At 51.6% G+C, this 17489-nt stretch carries 14 protein-coding genes and 1 pseudogene; 5 read left to right on the top strand and 10 right to left on the bottom strand.

Going from position 1 to position 17489, the window contains the following annotated elements:
• Positions 1-123 precede the first annotated feature (123 nt).
• Positions 124-2718, bottom strand: coding sequence for a heavy metal translocating P-type ATPase (locus LJF34_RS27885; protein ID WP_231189957.1), 2595 nt, complete (start codon positions 2716-2718; stop codon positions 124-126).
• Positions 2719-2824: 106 nt separating this feature from the next.
• Positions 2825-3421 carry a winged helix-turn-helix transcriptional regulator gene (locus LJF34_RS27880; RefSeq protein WP_231189955.1) on the bottom strand — a complete coding sequence of 199 codons (597 nt, stop codon included), beginning with the start codon at positions 3419-3421 and terminating at the stop codon, positions 2825-2827.
• Between the two features lie 131 nt (positions 3422-3552).
• Here LJF34_RS27880 and LJF34_RS27875 point away from each other — a divergent pair, with 131 nt between their 5' ends.
• The gene (locus LJF34_RS27875; protein ID WP_231189946.1) at positions 3553-3750 is read left to right on the top strand and encodes a heavy metal-associated domain-containing protein; all 198 of its coding nucleotides are present in this window, start codon (positions 3553-3555) and stop codon (positions 3748-3750) included.
• A 65-nt stretch (positions 3751-3815) separates the two neighbouring features.
• Here LJF34_RS27875 and LJF34_RS27870 read toward each other — a convergent pair whose 3' ends face one another.
• Positions 3816-4313 carry a CBS domain-containing protein gene (locus LJF34_RS27870; RefSeq protein WP_231189943.1) on the bottom strand — a complete coding sequence of 166 codons (498 nt, stop codon included), beginning with the start codon at positions 4311-4313 and terminating at the stop codon, positions 3816-3818.
• 581 nt (positions 4314-4894) lie between these two features.
• Here LJF34_RS27870 and LJF34_RS27865 point away from each other — a divergent pair.
• Entirely contained in the window at positions 4895-5677 is a 783-nt protein-coding gene (locus LJF34_RS27865) for a hypothetical protein (protein WP_231189932.1), read from the top strand.
• 65 nt (positions 5678-5742) lie between these two features.
• Here the strand turns inward: LJF34_RS27865 and LJF34_RS27860 are convergent, their stop codons facing one another.
• Positions 5743-7983, bottom strand: a complete 2241-nt coding sequence (locus LJF34_RS27860) for a copper-translocating P-type ATPase (protein WP_231189930.1) — start codon at positions 7981-7983, stop codon at positions 5743-5745.
• A gap of 140 nt (positions 7984-8123) precedes the next feature.
• Positions 8124-8468, bottom strand: coding sequence for a four-helix bundle copper-binding protein (locus LJF34_RS27855; RefSeq protein ID WP_231189927.1), 345 nt, complete (start codon positions 8466-8468; stop codon positions 8124-8126).
• A gap of 180 nt (positions 8469-8648) precedes the next feature.
• Between LJF34_RS27855 and LJF34_RS27850 the strand changes: the two genes are divergently transcribed.
• Positions 8649-9239 (top strand): AsnC family transcriptional regulator, encoded by a 591-nt coding sequence (locus LJF34_RS27850; RefSeq protein ID WP_231189923.1) that lies wholly within the window; start codon positions 8649-8651, stop codon positions 9237-9239.
• A 602-nt stretch (positions 9240-9841) separates the two neighbouring features.
• Positions 9842-10186 (top strand): hypothetical protein, encoded by a 345-nt coding sequence (locus LJF34_RS27845; protein ID WP_231189920.1) that lies wholly within the window; start codon positions 9842-9844, stop codon positions 10184-10186.
• A 112-nt stretch (positions 10187-10298) separates the two neighbouring features.
• On the opposite strand, the gene LJF34_RS27840 is transcribed toward LJF34_RS27845, so the two are convergent.
• From LJF34_RS27840 to LJF34_RS27820, 5 genes and pseudogenes are all read right to left on the bottom strand, one after another.
• Complete coding sequence (locus LJF34_RS27840; RefSeq protein WP_231189917.1) at positions 10299-11015, bottom strand: hypothetical protein; 717 nt, start codon at positions 11013-11015, stop codon at positions 10299-10301.
• Positions 11016-11588: 573 nt separating this feature from the next.
• A pseudogene (locus LJF34_RS27835) lies at positions 11589-12437 on the bottom strand (transposase); the annotation flags it as partial.
• Positions 12438-13138: 701 nt separating this feature from the next.
• A complete protein-coding gene (locus LJF34_RS27830; RefSeq protein WP_231189914.1) occupies positions 13139-13993 on the bottom strand; it encodes a hypothetical protein in 855 nt (284 codons plus the stop codon).
• A gap of 786 nt (positions 13994-14779) precedes the next feature.
• Positions 14780-15811, bottom strand: coding sequence for a helix-turn-helix domain-containing protein (locus LJF34_RS27825; RefSeq protein WP_231189913.1), 1032 nt, complete (start codon positions 15809-15811; stop codon positions 14780-14782).
• 234 nt (positions 15812-16045) lie between these two features.
• Positions 16046-16897, bottom strand: coding sequence for a geranylgeranylglycerol-phosphate geranylgeranyltransferase (locus LJF34_RS27820; protein ID WP_231189910.1), 852 nt, complete (start codon positions 16895-16897; stop codon positions 16046-16048).
• Between the two features lie 131 nt (positions 16898-17028).
• Between LJF34_RS27820 and LJF34_RS27815 the strand changes: the two genes are divergently transcribed.
• Positions 17029-17448: a helix-turn-helix domain-containing protein gene (locus LJF34_RS27815; RefSeq protein WP_231189907.1), complete on the top strand. Its 420-nt coding sequence runs from the start codon at positions 17029-17031 to the stop codon at positions 17446-17448.
• The last annotated feature ends 41 nt before the right edge of the window (positions 17449-17489 follow it).

Here is a 17489-nt window from a genome sequence, read left to right as displayed (position 1 = left end):
ATCGAGCTCACTAGCGATATCGCGAGCTCGAAGGTACGTCGGCTCGGTGTCGGCTCTCTCGACAAGATACGCTCGAACCGTTTGACGGGTTACATTCGGCATATTGAATCAGAATCTCGATGGTCAGCGCAGCCATCCGAGGAACTTGTAGTCGTGGTCGGGCGTGTACTGGCGGAACAACAGGCTGTTGGTAAGCACCGACACACTGGAGAAGGCCATTGCACCTGCGGCAAGCACAGGCTGGAGCAGACCAAGCGACGCCAGTGGAATCAGCGCTGTATTGTAGCCCAGCGCCCACACGAGGTTCTGCTCGATCTTTGCGATGGTCCCATCGCTAATGCGGATGGCTTTCACGACGTCGAGTGGATCGTCACGCATCAGCGTCACGTCGGCAGCTTCGATAGCGACATCGGTGCCACTGCCAATAGCTGTCCCGACATACGCGACGGCGAGTGCTGGTGCATCGTTCACACCGTCACCGACCATCATCGCCTTGCGACCCTCGTCCTGGATGGCTTCGATCGCATCAGACTTCTCGTCAGGGAGGACTTCCGCACGGACGTTGGCTGGATCAATACCAATCCGTTCTGCGACGGCGCGAGCGGTCCGCTCGTTGTCACCGGTGATCATCATCACGTCGATGTCCCGATCCTGAAGTGCGGTTACTGCATCTTTCGCACTCTGTTTGACTGTATCGGCGTCGGCGACCACACCAACGAGCTCGCCTTCATAGGCAACGAGCATCGACGTTTTCCCCTCATTCTCGAGGCGTTCCATCGTTTCTTCGGCGGATGAGGAATCGATATTGTTGTCACGGAGTAGTTTCCTGTTGCCAACCAACACCTCGCTGTCGTCGACAATAGCACGAATCCCGTGGCCGGGGACGTTCTCGAAACTGTCCGGGTCCGCCACATCGATGTCGCGCTCTTCGGCTCCGTCGACGATTGCCCGAGCAAGTGGGTGTTCACTCCCGCTTTCGGCAGTAGCAGCGACTCGAAGCACGTCTTCCTCAGTGAGCCGATCTCGCGTGGACAGCGCTCCACCATCGGCCGCCGGTTTCCCGCCGTCGGTAACTGGCTGACCGTTCGGGTCGAAAACGACCACGTCAGTGAGTTCCATCTCGCCCTCGGTGAGCGTCCCAGTTTTGTCGAACACGACGGTGTCTACGTCTTTCGCCCGCTCAAGGATGTCACCGCCCTTAAAGAGAACGCCGTTCTGGGCACCGATGGTCGTACCGACCATTGTCGCTGCCGGCGTTGCCAATCCAAGCGCACAGGGACAGGCGATTAGCACCGCACTCGCAAAGACGACGACAGCGAATTCGAATGTCGAGAGCGCGGCTGGCCCTCCACCGACGAGGCCCCAGAGCGGGATGGCAGATACGAATCCAGCAAGCGTTCCAGGGAAGAAATACCAGACAGTACCCCAGAAGAGAGCGTTCAGGATAACTGCCGGCACGAAGTAGGCGCTAATACGGTCAGCGAGGTTCTGAATGTCTGGCTGGCGAGACTGAGCTTCTTTGACGGTTTGAACGATCTGCTGGATGGCAGTATCCTTCCCAACCTTTGTCGCCTCCACAACGAGGATACCGTTCTCGTTGAGAGTCGACCCGACGACTTCGTCACCCTCGCTCTTTTCGACGGGCACCGACTCGCCGGTGACCATCGACTCGTCGACAGCGCTCTGACCATCGACGATGACGCCGTCGGTTGGAATCTGTTCACCGGGACGGACCTTCATCCGGTCGCCAACCGTGACTTCCTCAAGAGGGACCTCATGTTCGGTGCCGTCCTCATCGACGAGCGTCGCGGTGTCGGCTTCCATCTCGAGGAGTTTCCGGAGTGCCTCGCTGGCTTGCCCCTTCGAGCGAGCCTCAAGGTAGTTACCGAGCGTGATGAACACCAGGATGAGCGCAGCTGTGTCGAAGTAAAGCCCGCCCGAGATCAGACCGAGCAGTACCACGACGCTGTAGATATACGCCGTGGACGAACCGAGGGCGATGAGCACGTCCATATTGGCGGTCTTGTTCTTCACGAGTGCTTTGTACGAGTTCTTGTAGAACTCCCAGCCAAGGACAGCCTGAACGGGCGTCGCAAGCAGGAACTCGACCCAGCCGAACTCAATCCCGAGAATCGTTTCCGGAAGGATTCCGCCGCCGAGAATGAACTTCTCAACGAGGAAGAAGATAAGTGGGGCAGAGAGTGCAGCACCGAACAGTGTAAGACGAAGCTGCCTGCGAATTTCCGCCTGGCGTGCGGCATCGCGGTGATCCCCTGCAGAAGCGTCGGATTCGTTGTCCTCGCGGACGGGGGCGTAGCCAGCGTTTTCAATAGCGTCGTAGAGGTCCTCAATAGTTGCTTCAGTGGGGTTGTACGTGACTTGTGCTTCGTCAGTTGCGAAGTTGACGTCGGCCTTGATGACACCCGGTGTTTGCTTGAGTGCGTTCTGCACCGTCTCTGAGCAGTTCGAACACGACATATCGGTGATGCCGATCGTTGTCGTTTCCGTGATCGGTGTATACCCAGCGTTTTCGATGGCGTCGTAGATACTTTTCAATGAAACCTCGTCCGAATCGTACTCCACAGTCCCTTCGTCAGTGGCGAAGTTGATGTTCGCCTCCGAAACCCCATCGAGAGAGGTGACGGCATCGGAAATGGTCTGTGAGCAATTCGCACAGCTCATCCCCTGGATATCGATGTGAATTCGACGCTGACTCATTACACTATATTATACGTCTTCCCTCTTCAATGGATTTGTTCTTTAGAATGTTCAGGCGGGAGACCGGGAAAGCTTTGGATCGAAAGTGATATTGCCCCAACACCGATCAGTCAGCACGCTGCTGGAGCTGTTCGTACTTCTCCTCGAAGCGAGTTTCACACGACGGGCAACAGAACTGATAGAGATCGCCGTTGATTCGAGCCGTCGTTCCTTCGTTATCGACCGTATTGCCACACTGCGCACAGGAAAGTGCGAACTCCATCCCACCGAGGTTGGGAGACCAATCCGAACCCACCAAAAGTTTCACTTCGAAGTTATCGATCGTTCCTTCGTCAAAGATATCGTCGAGCCAATTGGCGACGTCGTTGTCTGGGACTCGTGCATAGACTACAATGTCGGCTTCCGCAGTGATAAACACGTACTCAACTGCACCGGTATCGAAGAGCGTCTCCTTGACCGACGAAACATCACGTGTGCTAGTGACTTGAACTGTGACCAGAACCGGTATTCCTTTATGGAACTGGGATCGGTCGATATCGAGCGTGAATCCACGAATGATTCCTCGCTCCTGTAGTCGAGCAACCCGATCCGATACGGCAGGTGGGGAGAGGTCAACAGCTTCCGCAACGTCATTGTACGGACGACGGGCGTTCGACATCAATAGCTGGAGGATTTCGAGGTCGGTTTCGTCCAAATCGCGCATAGTAGTACTACGTCATCGAGAGCCAAAAGTGATGTGCGTTTTTGCCTTTTGTTTCTAGTGTAGTGGGTACAATACAGATACAGAATTTAAAGGGGAATCCACAAAAGACAGTAGATCGTATCTCGGAGTGTATGACGACCACTATCACTGTTGAAGGAATGTCATGTGGACACTGTGAGCAAACCGTCGAGGAAGCTCTCCAAGGTGTGAACGGTATTACCGATGCGACAGCCGACCACGAGGCCGAGCAGGCGACTATCAAAGGTGATGCTAATAGTTCAGAGCTCGTTGAAGCCGTCGAAGACGCAGGCTACACAGCGAGTGTCTGAAAGGAACAAGAAAGAGCGGCTAACCATACCGATACCTGACTCTTTATGGATCCGATGGTAGCGTCTCAGTCACCTTGCGGTGATTCCGAGTGAACGATAGCAGCAAGACTTTCGAGTTGTGCGGCCACATGCTCACTCTCACCTGCTAAATGGACAACGAGATCATCGAGCGTGACAATCCCCACAATGTTCCCATCTTGCACGACAGGTGCTCGTCGTGCGTTCACTTGATTCATGTGATGGAGTAGGTGTGGAAGGCGTGCTTGGGAGTCAATCGTGAGTGGATCTTCAGTCATTACATCTTCCGCAGTGAGGTCTGCTCCCAACTGTTCATCATGCAGAACGTTAGTACCGTATTCGTCTGTCAAGAGATGAATTGCAAGATCACGATCGGTGATGATTCCGGTAAGATCTCCGTTCTCGATGACTAAGACATCTCCCACGTTTTCGTCGACCATCGTCTGGGCGACCTTATCGATAGCCGTGTCGCTGGAGACACTCACCACGTCTTTTCGTGCAATTCTCCCTACCCGGAGGTTGATATCGGAGCGTTCATTTGCCATCGACTACCATACGGTAGAAAGACCGAAAAGTGTAGTGCCCAATCAAACAACTCCAGGGAGTATATTCCTACAAGTAATTCCCGCTACAACACCACAAGAGCTAACGGAACAAGTCAGCGACGTCTAAACATCCTCTTACACCACTAATTCGAGAACATCTCGATTCGAGGTCATTCATATACTACTAGCTTTATCTTCTGAAATGGAGTTTGCGGGCTGGAATCAGTTAGAAATACAAATTCCAGGAAGAACCAGATCGTATAATATGTACCGAGTGAAGAAGCTACGAAGTCAGTGTCACAATCCGAAACGAATACAGAGTCAATTACATCTATAGGTTTGTAATGCAAGCCAGGTCATACTTAAAGGAGATGCGAAGAAGACCCTCGTGAAGATATTCTCCAATCACATGTATGAGTAGAACAAAACCGTTCCAAAGACAGTGGACGTCATCAGGTTGTTACTCCACCCGACGGTCATGAAGTGCATAGAACAAGCGGTTATATTTAAGTCAATTACCGAGTGTTCGGGGTGACCGAATTAGAGAAACGAGTAAGATGGTTGCTGGCGAACCGCAAGGTATGGGGAAACATTCGAAACATGGGGAAGACAAAACTGAGTCAACTAAAGTATCACTTAGGCAAGAACCAGGAGGTCACGCTTCAATAGGAGGATTATCACTCCACAGCGAAGGGTTCCAATTGGTACCATCAGAAACACGATTCCAGCACGGTGAAACGGTCGATTGGTCGTTTCAGGTCGTGACTGAGGATGGACGAGCGGTAACTGAATTCGACGAAGCACACGGTGAAGTGTTGCATCTCATCGTCCTCCGACGAGATCTAACCTATTTTCAGCATCTCCATCCTGACGTTAAATCGGACGGGACGTGCAGTGTTGGAGATTTTTCGTTACCAGAGCCAGGCGTATACCGTGCATTTGTCGATGTAGTCATTGAAGGCCATTCGATGACGCTTGGATTCGACCTCTTCGCACCTGGGACAGCAACTGTAGAAGAACGCCCTGACACGTCACGGCAGGCCACTTGTGAGGGGTACGTGATTGACCTACTCACAGACAACGTTACTGCCAATGAAGCTACGCGATTGTTATTTGACGTGCATCGCGATGATGGATCCGTAGCAGACCTAGAACCGTATCTTGGGGCCCTCGGCCATTTAGTTACCCTTCGTGAGGGAGATCTCGCATATCTCCACGTGCATCCGAAAGAAACAACATCTCAGCCGGGTCGTGTTGAGTTCGATGCAACATTCCCGACATTAGGTCGGTATCGGCTGTTTCTCCAAGCAAAGCCAGAGGGCAATCTTATTTCGACCTCGTTTGACGTGCGGATCGAAAACTAAGCTACTCTCGTCTTTTATCATGCACAGGTATAAGATCAAACTAAGTATCGATTAGGGGAGAAAGACTAATCTGCGGACTGTGGTTCCTGCGACAAGGGAAGACCAGGTAAATTCGGAAGATCCAGATCAACTCTTCGGAGGAACTGTGCATTGACAGCGACGACGACGGTAGAGAGAGACATTAAAAGGGCACCGACGGCAGGGGACAAAAGAATTCCAATTGGAGCAAGGATCCCCGCTGCCAGTGGAATGGCAAAGACGTTGTAACCGGCTGCCCAGACGAGATTTTCCTGCATCTTTCGGTAGCTCGCTCGACTGAGTTTAACGAGTCGCACGACATCAAGAGGATTGTTCTGAACGAGAATGAGATCCGCAGACTGGACTGCAACATCTGTACCACTCCCGATTGCAATACCAATATCGGCGCGAGTGAGTGCTGGCGCGTCATTGACTCCATCGCCGACCATTGCGACGAGTTTTCCCTGCTCTTGTAACGTAGTGATTTTCGAATCCTTGTCTTCAGGAAGCACTTCAGCAAAGTACGTGTCAATACCAAGGTCGTCTGCCACGGCTCTTGCAACACCTTCGCTGTCGCCGGTCAACATCGCAACCTCGATATCTAATTCGTGAAGTGCTTCGATAGTTTGTCGGCTTTCCTCTCGAATTACATCTGCAAGAGCAAATGCGGCTATCGCTTCGTTATCCCGCAGCAGATAGACGACTGTCTGTGCGTTTTCACCAGCAGTATTCGCGAATTGGGTAAGCTCAGGAGCCAGTTCAATAGCCTCCTGTTCGATGAGATTTGGACCGCCGACAAAGACTAAATCATCATCGATGGTTGCGCGGACACCACGGCCTTTGATGGCTTCGAAATTGCTTGCTTGTGGGACGGACAGTCCCTGATTGGCTGCTGCGTCACGGAGTGCTTGGGCAATCATATGCTCCGAATCGCGCTCGACAGCAGCAGCCATTGCAACAGCTTCATCATCGTTGATTCCACTGACGGTCATAACGTCAACGACGCCCTGCTCACCTTTCGTGAGAGTCCCCGTCTTATCGAACACGACAATATCGACTTCACGCGCTTGTTCCATAGCGATCCGATCACGAACGAGCATCCCATTTCGAGCCGCAAGTGACGTGTTGATAGCAACGACAAGCGGTACTGCCAGACCAAGTGCATGTGGACAGGCGATAACGAGGACTGTAACAACTCGCTCAATCACCATCGCGTTAAAAGAGATAGCAATCGTCCATCCGATGGCTGTGATGATCGCTGCGGCAACTGCTGCATAAAATAGCCATCCTGCAGCTCGATCAGCAAGAACCTGTGTTCGAGACTTACTCTGTTGGGCTTCCTCGACGAGTCGCATAATACCGGCGAGTGCCGTATCATCGCCAGTAGCCGTGATTTGAACGCGAAGACTGCCATCTCCATTGATCGTCCCACCGATCACCTCATCACCAGACTCCTTGAGAACAGGACGGGATTCTCCCGTGATCATAGATTCGTTGACCTCAGAGTGCCCTTCTGCTACAACACCGTCTGCAGGAACATTAGCACCCGGACGGACAAGAACACGGTCGTCGGTCTGGAGGTCACTGACAGGGACTTCTTCCGTCGTGCCATCGTCAAGAATGCGTTCTGCAGTGTCGGGAAGCAGTTTTGCTAATTCATTGAGTGCACCAGATGCGCGCCGGACACTCCGCATTTCAATCCAATGACCCAGCAGCATGATGTCGATTAGCGTCACCAGCTCCCAGAAGAACGCGGATGTCGTCGGAAGAACGACGCTTGCGAGACTGTAAACGAAGGCAACGGTGATCGCCATTGAGATCAGCGTCATCATGCCTGGTGAACGATCTTGTAGCTCCGGGAGTGCCATTTTGAGGAACGGCACACCACCATAGGCGAAGACAATTATCGCAAACACGGGATTAATCCATTCACTCCCAGGGAATGCGGGAACCGAGAAGCCAAGCCACTGCTGAAGGGCCTCACTATAGAGGAGAACTGGGATCGAAAGGAGTGTCGACACGAAAAAGCGCCGGCGGAACATCTGCTCGTGACCAGCATGCATCCCGCCATGACCACCGTGGTCCCGGTCTCCGTCTTTGTGTCGATTGTGAGTTTCGCGTTCTGGTTTCTCCGTGTCTCGTGCTTCTTCCTCTAAGAGCGAACGCTCTACGTGAGACACCTCTCGTCCCTGCTTAGATTGCTCTCTTTCGTCATCTGAGTGCCTGTCGTGACTGATTTTATCCTCAGTTTTCTCTCCATCCCCTGTCGAGTCGTCGTGCTCGTCCATTACTGAACCTCGAAGAGTCATCTACGTCATCGAGCGTAAAGGAAGTATGGTTGGTTCTCACCCTTGAATTGTCCTACCTACGTACGAACGCACGTTCCAAAAAACCGGATTGGGCTTCGGGGGAACGTCCGAATTCCGATTTACGCGGACGCCATGTCACGGCAGCTCTCTGCACACTCTTCGAGAACCTCGGCACAGACCTGACAGTGCTCGTGGTCGTGTCGGGAACACTCTTCGGCACATTCTTCGGCCGCACCAGCAGTGGCCTCGGCAAGTTGCGGGCTATAATTGGAGTTGCGCGCCATGAATCGAGCGTGATCGGCGGCGAGGTCGGCCACATCTCGGCACAGGCGAATACACCGCGACATGTCCATATCTTCGTCCAGACACTCGTCAGCACACCATTCGCACGCCTGAACAGCCTCAAAGCAGTCGTTCATACACTTTTCTCCGGTATCGCTCAGTTCGAGTTCTGATAGTGCCATCGCATTCATTACTTCAACGTCTCTCTTTTCCCCTCTTGTTGCTAGCAGGGTAAAGGTACGATGCGTCGAAAAAGGGAGAGAGAAAGTAGGAGCATAAAAAGGCGCCTAGCGTTTCAGATGTAGATTGCCGACACGCTTTACATGATCGCTGGTAGATGTTCGGGACGAGAGATAGATATCATGGTAGAACTCGATCAAACGGATACTGATATTCTGCAACTGTTAATGGACGATGCACGTCGTTCGTACACCGACATCGGCGAGCAAGTCGGATTGTCGGCCCCGAGCGTTTCGAACCGCATTACCCAGCTTAAAGATCTGGGGGTAATTGACGGCTTTACTGTGAATATCGACCGTTCAATGCTGGCCACGGGTGATGATATCTTGATCGAAATCGAAGCACAGCCGGGCAGCGAAGAGGCGATCGTCGAGACTTTATCGACTGTGGATGCGGTTGAGTGTATCTTGCAAGCGGTCGATCCACGGATCAGTGCGCACGCATATATGAACGATAGAGAGATCAAACAGCTCTTCTCTGAAACACTTGATGAGCAGCACATCCAAAGTTACGAAATACGGAAAATAGCGAATTCCGTCTGGAAGCCACAAATCGACCGATCCGATCTTGCGATCGAATGCATCGAATGTGGAAAGCCAATCCAAGGAGATGGCATAACACTCGAAACCGAAGAGCAGCAATACTACCTCTGTTGTACATCGTGTGAGTCCCTCTTTCGTGAACAATATGATGAGTTGAAGAGCGAAGTTTGAACAGAGGGATGGAAGGTCCTCCGAGCTACACGTTTAACCTGTCTCGCAAACCTAGTGGTTTGATGCTGGATATGGGTTACAAGTTCTTCTCGCGTTTCCGCGTGAAAATTAGGATCTAGAACTGTAACAAGGAGGGGAACATATTTACTATCATATCAATATCGACTAATAACCGGTACCACATTCATCCCCAAATAGTTTGCTTTATTGTCAAGTGGGTTGTTATCCCTTTGGGGAAATCCATGTCCAACGAATCGCGAGTTACGAATCAGACACGCAGACAGTTCCTCGGTGTTGTGGGCGGTGCTACGATTGGATTGACATCCACTGTGACCGCACAAGAAACGTCATCGGGAGATAACCATCAAAGCATGTGCTGCTTTGCTTTTGGTGGTCAAGTCTCTGGCTGGCAAGGACGGAGGCCACAATCCATCGCGGGACAAAAGAATCCAACACTCCAACTCGAGCCAGGACGGACATACGGAGTAATGTGGCAGAATCTGGATGGACAGCCGCATACATTCGCGTTGCGAGATTCGAACGGGAAGAATCTCGCCGTGATACTTCCGAACGTCCGAACAATGCAAAATGGTGGTCCAATGATGGATGGCCAAAATGGAACAACGATGGGGGGACAGGATGGCCACATGATGGGTGGGGAAAACGGCTCGATGATGGGTGAGCATCAAAACGGGGGGACACCTCCGAAGGATGCGATCAAAGTCACACCGCAACTTGCAAAGAAAGGGGCGGTCCAGATGTTGGCATTCGTTGCTACCCGTGAGGTCAAACAATATCTCTGTACTACTCACCCAACAACGATGGTCGGCCGGGTGAGAGTATCACAACAAAGCGATGATAGCGGGAATCATGGCGGAGAAAGCAATCAGGGTAGCAACGGTAATCACGGCCACGGAGGGGAAAGTGGCAACAACGGAGGCTCATAATTGCTGATTTGGAGCCCGTAGTCGACATCTCCAATGACATCGGTTGCTCACAGCGGTCGTAGTCTCTGCTGAGGAGGTGAACAGTCGCAAAAATACTCACCTATTACTTTGCTCAGTGCCGAGCGCGTTGTCGGTGACGCAGAATGAGAAATCCAAGAGTAATGATAAGAAGTACTTGCACCACTTTATCGATTAGACCGAAACTTCCGACGTGGGGCATTCCATCATTGATCCACAGGAGGATTTGAACAGCGGTATAGAGAATACCCACACCATAGAGATACAATCGATTGACACCGATGAAGAACAGACCGATGCCACCGAGGAATCCGAGTCCGGCAAGGGCCATGATCTGTTCGCCATGCTCGAAATAGAGATAGAAGTGCACGGCAGCAGTAAAGAGCGCAAGTAACGCGACGCCAAAGTGAATCGGAGAGACGGTGAAATTCTGCCGGCGTGTACTGGTGTACCGATACGCTGGTGCCGTTGCAACTGTCCCTAACAGGAATAGTCCCCCGACCATCAGCAGCCAGCCATTCACGAATCCTTCTTCATCCCCACTGTGTCCCTCTCCTTCGTGGCTGTGGCCTGATTCGGTCTGACCTTCCCCCGCGTGATCGTTCCCTGAATCAGTCTCTCCACCATGACCATGTCCTGATGCAGTGGTTGTTTCGGTTCCATGACCGCCTCCCGATTCAACTGTTGTCTCTGTTCCATGGCTTTCCCCTGATTCGGTTGTCGTCTCTGTGCCATGTTGTTCCCCATTATGATGGCCATCGTCTTGAGTCGATGTTGTCGACGTTGTTGTATGATCTTCACTACTTGCCATTGCAACCCCTGGTGAAGCAACCAGAAAGACAATGCTCAGTATCAAGAGTACGCGTCCGATTCGTTGCCAGTTGGGCTTCATGAGTGGCGGTTGACCGCGATGGGGTATAGTTCGTAATGAGCGTTTTCATCCAGTGAAAATACCCTCGGAGGTAATCTTAGCGACTTTATGAAATATCTATTGAGAGAAAGAACAGATATGTTCTATTCTATGACCAATTGATTCGGAATCCTATACCGTTCGCTCTATTATGATTTTAACCGGAAGTACCAAAAACACCACTACTTCCAGTGTAAATCAAGGCTACAGTCCCTCTATCGTACGATAGTAGTCACTCATACATTTATAAACCTCATGTCGCTACATCGAATATCCGCCTTCGTGAAGTTGAGACTACGCAGGCAATAGCGACCCCAGAATTCACGATTTGGGACAATCCACCCATCTACAAGCGTCTCAAACTGAACCACAGACGCCGATTCTAGTCAATCTACTAACTACTGGACGGATTAACGACGATTCGAACCAGAGCTGCCGCTGCTCACCAAGCGTTCATTGCCTTGAAACAGGGTTCTAGCCGATTCCAGTTTGCTTCAGAAGTGTAAGGACCGTGTTTGCTGTCACAATCGGTGATCGGTCGTACTCACCCATCACTCCAACCTGCACAAGAAGATCGACTGCACGCCAGATTGAGTACAGCAGACATGCGAATGCGAAGTAGAAGAATCGCAAAACAAAGTTCTTTGACGTGGTGGCTGCCATGAACCGTTTGACGCTCTTATAGCCGCTCTCGATTTCCCACCGATATTCATACTCTCGCAACAGCCTCGGCTCCCCGTTCGTCATGAATACCGAATACTGCCGATGATCCGTGCAATTGGAATTAACCCTGCGTCGGTACACAAGCGTTGTTTCATGTCGCTCGTCGTCGTTCAACAAAAGATTCCGATCGGTCACGTACCGATCTTGATCCCACTGCAGTAACCGCTGTGCTTGGGCTTGCTCACTCGTTTGCATCCGTTTCGGTACAACATATCGGAGCCCACGCTGGTCAATTTCCTCCAAGATGTGCTGACTGTCAAACTCGCGATCCATCAAAACGTTATCGACAAGAACCTGCTCTTGGGCGGAATCCAAGAGGTCTCGGACAATCTCTAACCGAGAGTCGCCCTTCCGAACCGGCCGAGCATCCAAGACGATCGGTACTGCATTGCCGACGAGTTGGATCGTCGCCCACTGATAGGCGTACTCGCCGTCTTTCGTCCCGATAATCTCCTTCATGTCCCGTACGGTCGCCGGTAAATGGATCATCTTCGGTTGTATCGATCGCGACGATTCCCGCTCGATGGAACGCATCTGTTTCGGCAACTCGGTCAAGTAATCGACCGCTTTGCGGTACATCTCACGAATCCTGTCGATAGAGTTTCGAGTTCCCAAATGCGTTCGTCGAACGCTTTCATGCGTGTCGAGAAACCGCTGTGTCGCATTTCGTGTGCGTGAATCCATAGTCCGTGTTCTCGCGCATGTTCGATAGCGGCACGGGCGACTCGTTCAACACGGTTGCGAGCAGTAACCAGTTCCTCAACTCTATTTTCGAGTGTGTCGATGCGCTCGTCTTTCCGTTTCGTTGTACGCCGCAATAGCGGATCTTTCGGTAATCGTAGAACCCGATTCCAAGCGTCTAGGTCTCTTCTATCACGAGTAGCCGATGGTTATCGTACTAATCAATCCGGCCTGCATACCATGTCCCTCTCTACTGATGACGGCTTCTTTGGCCGAGAACTGTCTGCCAACTCATTCAGCTACGTGAGAACCACTTTTGTCGTTCGCCCTTTTCACAAAAGGTAGACGGAGACACCCTCGAACCCACGAACGCGACTGAATTCAACAAATTACCACGGGAATGACGAGTCACACCCGTTGTGACCAGACACGAAAGCGAAACCACGAGGTAGCTGTAACATACAACTACACTACTTCTGAACAAATCGAATTTTTTTCTTAGTTGTGACTAGAATAAGAGGCGTCGGAGACGTGAGGAACCACCCCAAGCCGCAACCAGAGGCAGTCTACACGTCACGTCCCGTCCAACGTATCAACCGTGTTCTGTTTTCTCGCCGTTCTCACACCTCACCACCGTCACGTCCGGTCACAACGGGTGTGACGCCACCCGTGACTGCACCATTCTCGAGGAGATCGAACTCGTGATACCGCATCTCGTTCAGCCCTTCGACTGTGTCCATGTCCATTGCCATGATCTTGATTTTCTCCTGTTGCTGACTCATACGGCGCTCTTTGACCGTCACGTCCAACCCACCGAGGTCGACGAGTGCGTCCCACACGCGAGTGATCGTTGTCCCGTGCGGTTTCTCGCCATCGATGGCAGTGATCGCTTCCTTCAGATCTGCACGTGTCCAGAAAATGCCCGAACCGTTTTTCCGCCGCGTGGCGAATTCGTCCCATCGTCGGGCGGCCGTCACTGCACGCCACGAGTTCTTTTTGTTTTTCTCGTCTACGAGCCGCTGTTTCACTTGGTACGGCGAACAGTTTGCGTACAAATCCAGCGGAGATGTGGCCGGGTCGATGTCACCCGGTAGACCAGCGGTGTTTGACGATTCGCTATCGTCTTCGATTTCGGCCTCGAGTTGGCTGACCTTTGCCGTGGCCGCTTTCGATATCTCCCGCGCGGTCTTTGCGTTCTCGTTCGCCTCATGTGCGTTTGCGGCTAAGTCCGTCCGTGCTGTACTCGCCTTTTCGGTAGCCGTCTCAAGGTCAGCAACACGCTGTTCAAGCATGTCGATCTGCTCGGCCTGCTGCTGGATCACTGCCCATATCGTCTCCCGGCTTGGGACCTCCTGCTCGGTCACGACCGCGTTCGACGTGCTCGGCTCTGTCACGTCCATCCCCATCGCGGCGGCAAATTCGTCGTCCGAGACCGCGTTCTCGTCAACTTCGTCGGGTGACAGTCCGATCGACATCAGTACTCACCTCCGAAATCCGTGGTGCTCATTGGCACTCACCCAGTGGGGAAAGCCCAAGATCCTCGGGCAACAGATCTTCCAGTCGGTTAGCGACTTGGGAAAGTCCCTGTTTCTCGGGATCGTACATCTCGTGAATAATCAGCCATATGCGGGCTGTCGTTTCTGAGACGTCAAAGTGGGCTGCGGTGCCAGCAATTGTTCCAGCTTGCTCGTAGGCAGCCCGCAACCGCTCTGGATCACGGTACGGATGCTGCTCGAGTTCGTCGGCTGTCGTCAGCGACGATAATGCCGTTGAAAAGCCAACATTCGAGGCAGATTGGTTGGATGAAGTCGATCTATTCTTGTCTGTCGTGTCTGTCCACTGATCTAATCGGCACTGCGTATCCGGTAGCGGGGAACCTTTACAAGACGTGGCTTCGAAGTTTTGGGTACTCTGGGACATAGCTAAGCGTGGTGCTTGGATGTGTTCTGTGCCAGAGATGGCCGGTGCGTCCGCGAACGAGTGCTTGGACTCACGTACGTTCGCTGATTTGCGCACCGGTGCTACCGACCCGAGAGCCGTGCGTGTCCGGGTACGATTCAAGTCTCGTAGAGTCGAATTATCCCCGAACGACAGTCATCGGGCGGTGATCTCTGGTGTGATTTGCGCTTCTCAGCGAAGAGTAATATCTTCACCGCCGTTTACGGTGTAAAAGTGTGTAGGACACTGAAAATTCTCCTAACACGTTACCGAGTAGTTCTTGAATTGTTCATCTCTCGTTAATAGGCTCTAGAGTGCCCCAGTCACCTACTTAGATCGATTTTGTCTGCATGAGTAGATTGTTCGAGATAAGAATCATACAACCCAATTCCCCAATCAACTAACTCATTATTAGAACTGATGATCATTGCGACGTGGTTACCACTGCCAGCTTCGTTGTACGCTCCGATCGCAACCCGTCGATCATCGTATATTCCGATACCTAACGTATGCGCAAAATCAAGCGTATAAATGTCATAATCGCTCAGATCCAAAGAATCGAGTATATAATGAGTCTTGCTCGTATTAGCGATTTTTACGAATGTGGGCCAATCGAAGATGATTTCGCTATCAATGCTAAAGTTGAGTAGTTCGTACGCTGTCCGATACGCACTGAATAGAACCGGATGATAGATCGAGCAGAGCCCTCGAAATCGGCTGGTATCCCGATCATAGAGGTTGAAAACTGTCGAAAGTACTGACCCAGGGTTAGCAGGATTAGAGACTATCAGCTTGGCGTCAGCGAGCGAATGGATTGGGAAAGTAGCGTCTTCTGGAGGAAGGCGCTGAAGCCACGGTGCTTTTTCAATAAGCTGTTGGACTGCAAGAGATAATTCACGGTATGCATTCAAAGCCTCTCGTCCAGCAGTCGTTATCCGGTGGTTGCCACCGTGATCTTCCGTCCATCCATACTCCAGAAGATCACCAAGGACTCGTCTGATCGTGGGTTGTGAGGGTGGGTCGCCTACTGCAGTATTCAGATCTGTGAGTCGATAAGACTCATCTTTCAGCGTTTGGAGAATACTGATCGGGTGGTCGGATCGGGTCAGAAACGCTAATTCTTGGAGTGGAATCGTTTTGAGGCACGTTTCAATGACGTCCAAAAGCAGAAGACCGCCAGCAGTAGATTTGATTTCTGTTTCGTGGTTTCGGACAAATCCTCGATCTCGAAGAACCGCGAGATGATTCGAAACAGCTTGCCGAGAAATCTCGGCATGGTCAGTGATATCAGTTCGTGTAGTAGGATTTCCAAGTGTACCGAGGGCACGTAATACCGAAAGACGCGTAGTGTCCACAGTCTCATTGATTACATCACGTACGACCAATTCTTCACCTGTGAGCGGGTTTGTAGCTTGGCGACAAGTGGAATTCACAGAGATCTCTAGCTAAAGGATCCTTCCTGCTCCTTTTAGATATTTGCTATCCGACTCATGAAATTTAATTTGGCGAGAAATACCTATTCCATTTTAGTTGAAGACCAACAATTGAGTTGTTTCAGCATACTCAATGACGAGTCGGATATCAAAGCGTCACAATAGGAGGGAGATTCGTCCGCCGATAAACGCCACCGCCGAAATATACATTGCATATTTAAGGATTGACTGACCTACCGACGGATCATCGACGCTCAAATATCCAGCATAAATAGTCACAAGAATCGCTGGCGTCACTAACACGAGATACGCGATTCCGAATATCCCGATGAGATATGGAATAGGGCTCGCAAGTACTGCAATGAGCAAAACCACCAGAGCGATCAGTAGTGAAGGTCGATATCCGATAGTGATTGGCAATGTTTTCATGCCACCCTCACGATCGCCTTCGATATCTTCGATATCTTTGATTAGCTCTCGGGCAAACGTCGACAGCGCTGCTAAGAGGAATAACACGAAGACTGGCGTATTAACTTGACTAACAGCCGCTGCACCGAAGAGAAACGTACTCCCACCAAGGTAGCTCACGAGTAAGTTCCCGACGCCTGGCAATCCTTTGAAAAGCTCCGTATACATGATGAGGGCAACAAGGTTTACGACCGCAATCGCGGTCGCTAACCGTGAAAGTAGCAGAGCAAGCGCTCCAGCAATAGCAAACAGGATGAGACTGAAGATAAGGACGGTTCTGGGGGCGACTGCACCACGAGGGATTGGGCGCTCAGGATCGTTGATGCGGTCGATATCGCGGTCGAAGTAGTCGTTAATAGCCATTCCCGCACCAGTTGCAAGAATCGTTGTGACGATTGCTGCACCAATTGCCCCGCTATTGCTGAAGACAGCAGTACCTTCAGCCACGAATGCACCGATGAACGATAGGACTCCAGCTGCGATAGCATTCCCTGGCCGAGTGAGTTCGAAAAGTCCTTGAACGCGGTCGGCATGGGACACACCTTCGACTTTCTGTGGACGTCCAATAAAGAGCCCGAACCTACGTCGTAAAATCAGAACGGGTAGAAGCAGTAGTCTGGTTTGGTCGGTGTGTGAGAAAGACCTATTCGCCGTCACTAGTCTCTTCACATATGGAAACAGCAGACAATGAGTTGACAGAGGAGACAGTCCTCGCAGATGAACGTGTAGCAAGATTCGAGCAACTACTGGATGAAAAAACCGAGTTGGAACTCACGGAGACGATGGCCACGGTCTGTGGAGTCCATAAAGCAGCATTCCGTGTATACCTCACTGTGCTCGATCATCCACGCAGCACGATTGCTGAAATCGCCGAAATTCTCGACCGCGATCAGAGTACGATCGGGAAACAACTGAAGCCGTTGTATGAAGAAGAGTTAGTGAATCGGTATCCTCGCACCGTCTCCAACGGGGGCGTCAAGTATCTTCATGTCGCCCAACCACTTGCGCAAACGACAGAGTGGTTAGACCAAGAAGTGAACAGCTGGACGGATACAGCGATGGCCCAATTGTCTTGCCTGTCTTCCGAATGAGCCACCATATACAGAATTCATATTCAGCATACAGATACTGT

It is taken from the genome of Haladaptatus sp. DYF46, assembly GCF_021083305.1.
Lineage (GTDB): Archaea > Halobacteriota > Halobacteria > Halobacteriales > Haladaptataceae > Haladaptatus.
Note: the sequence above shows the minus strand (reverse complement) of the source record. Positions and strands in the feature narration are given on the sequence as shown.